Below are 2348 nucleotides of genomic sequence, written 5' to 3' on the forward strand. Positions count from 1 at the left end.
TGTTACCCTCTTCGAGCAGGCTGATCTGGTTGTGGAAGCGGCCAAGGTAGGTCAGCTTGCCTTCGGCAGCGAATCCGGAGAACACCGAACCGGAAATGGTCCGGGTGCCCTGCGGCTCGATGATCTCGCCGGCGAGCAGCTCATCGAGGCTGGCACCGACACGGGTACGCACGAGGCGGGGCTTTTCGGCACGCGGGCCACCCACGGCGATGATGCGACGATTGTCGATCACCCCCTCGACGAACAGCTTGCCGAACGCGATCACGTCCTGATAGCCGATGTGCCATACCTGCTTGTGCAGGGCCACGGGCGAGAGGTAGTGAATGTGCGTACCGACCAGGCCTGCCGGATGCGGACCCTTGAAGCTTTCGGTCTTGACACCGCTTACGTCGCTACCGGGAATGGCAGCGTTTTCGCCCGTGCACAGAAAAACGTTGCCCTCGGTCAGGCGGGTTAGCACCTTGAGGCCGTCTTCGAATGCCTGGGCATTTTCTTTGATGATGAAGGCAGGGTCAGCGCTGAGTGGATGGGTATCCACGGCGGTGACGAAGATGTCGGCGGGTTTGCTGCCTGGCGCCGGCGTGCGCGAGAAGGGTCGCGTGCGCAGGGCCGTCCAGAGTCCGCTTTCGATGAGCTGGTCGACGACCAGCTGACGCTCGAGCGTGGCCAGGGCGTCGCGATCGTGGGAGGCGAAGGTTTCGGCCTCCTCGTTCTCGTCGACCTTGATGACCACGGAGAGCAGACGTCGTTTTTCGCCACGGTTGATAGCCACCACTTCACCACCGGCAGGCGCGGTAAAGCGTACGCCTTCGATCTTCTTGTCGGTGAAAAGTAGCTGGCCCAGTTTGACCTTGTCCCCTTCCTGAACTTCCATGGTTGGCTTCATGCCAACGTAGTCGGTACCCAGGATTGCCACGTGGCGCACAGGCTGCGCATCGTCAATACGCTGCTCGGGCGCTCCCGTGATGGGGAGATCCAGGCCTTTTTTGACTTCGATCATAGTCTCGCCCAGTTGATGGATCGGATATACGAAGGTAAGGGGTTCGAATGCTCATTTTCTGCAGAGGGAATTCTTGTTGGCGGTGCAGATCGTTACCAGTCAGGCCCAAGCATGCTTGAACCACCCCGAAAAATCCCCAGCATTATAAAGACAAGCGCGGCCAATGACCACATCCCCGACCGTCGCCTAAAGTGTTATATACGTGAAGCCCCTCCTGATTTACCCATAAAAAAACGCCACCTTGCGGTGGCGTTGTCGTCTGGAGCGAAGCGCGAAAGATTATCCGCGCGGCAGCTTCAGAAATTCGACGTTGGACATGTGCTGCAGGATGCGGATGACCTGGCAGCTGTAGCCGAACTCGTTGTCGTACCACATGTAGACCACCGCGTGGTTGCCGTTGGCGATGGTCGCCTTGGCATCGACGATCCCGGCGTGGCGATTGCCGACGAAATCCGACGACACCACTTCGGCGGAATCGACGAAGTCGATCTGCTTCTGGAAGTTGGAGTCGATCGACATGCGACGCAGGTAGTCGTTGAGCGCGGCGGCGTCGGTCTCTTTCTCGAGGGTCAGGTTCAGGATCGCCATCGAGACGTTGGGCGTGGGCACGCGAATGGCATTACCGGTCAACTTGCCCTCGAGCTCCGGCAGCGCCTTGGAAACGGCCTTGGCGGCGCCGGTCTCGGTCAACACCATGTTGAGCGCGGCGCTACGCCCGCGACGGTCGCCCTTGTGGTAGTTGTCGATCAGGTTCTGATCGTTGGTGTAGGCGTGGACGGTCTCGACGTGACCGGTCTTCACGCCGAATTCGTCGTTGATCACCTTGAGCACCGGCACGATGGCATTGGTGGTGCACGACGCCGCCGAGACGATGCGGTCATCATCGCTGATCGACTGATGATTGATGCCGAAGACGATGTTCTTGATGTCGCCCTTGCCCGGCGCGGTCAGAAGCGCCTTCGCCACGCCCTTGCACTCCAGGTGCTGACCCAGGCCCGCCTCGTCGCGCCAGATGCCGGTGTTGTCGACCACCACGGCATTGTGGATACCGTAGACGGTGTAGTCGATCTCGCTTGGCGAGTCGGCGTAGATCACCTGCACCACGTTCCCGTTGATGGTCAGCGTGCGCGCCTCGGCGTCGACCCCGATGGTGCCCTCGAAGGGGCCGTGGACGGAGTCGCGGCGCAGAAGGCTTGCGCGCTTCTCGAGGTCCTTGGCGATATCGCCGCGCCCGCGCACGACGATCGCGCGAAGTCGCAGCAGGTTGCCGCCGCCGGCCTTCTCGACCAGCACGCGCGCCAGCAGCCGGCCGATACGCCCGAAGCCGTAGAGCACCACGTCCTTGGGC

The 2348-nt window shown here is 61.2% G+C and carries 2 protein-coding genes; both read right to left on the reverse strand.

Annotated elements, in window-relative coordinates; genetic code table 11:
- Positions 1-1000: NADH:ubiquinone reductase (Na(+)-transporting) subunit A (nqrA, locus tag BIS11_RS15375; RefSeq protein WP_253586472.1), on the reverse strand; the 1000-nt coding region annotated here is incomplete at its 3' end.
- A 279-nt stretch (positions 1001-1279) separates the two neighbouring features.
- Positions 1280-2348: glyceraldehyde-3-phosphate dehydrogenase (locus BIS11_RS15380; RefSeq protein ID WP_253586473.1), on the reverse strand; the 1069-nt coding region annotated here is incomplete at its 5' end.

The sequence above is a fragment of the Halomonas sp. 707D4 genome, from assembly GCF_024158685.1.
GTDB lineage: Bacteria > Pseudomonadota > Gammaproteobacteria > Pseudomonadales > Halomonadaceae > Vreelandella.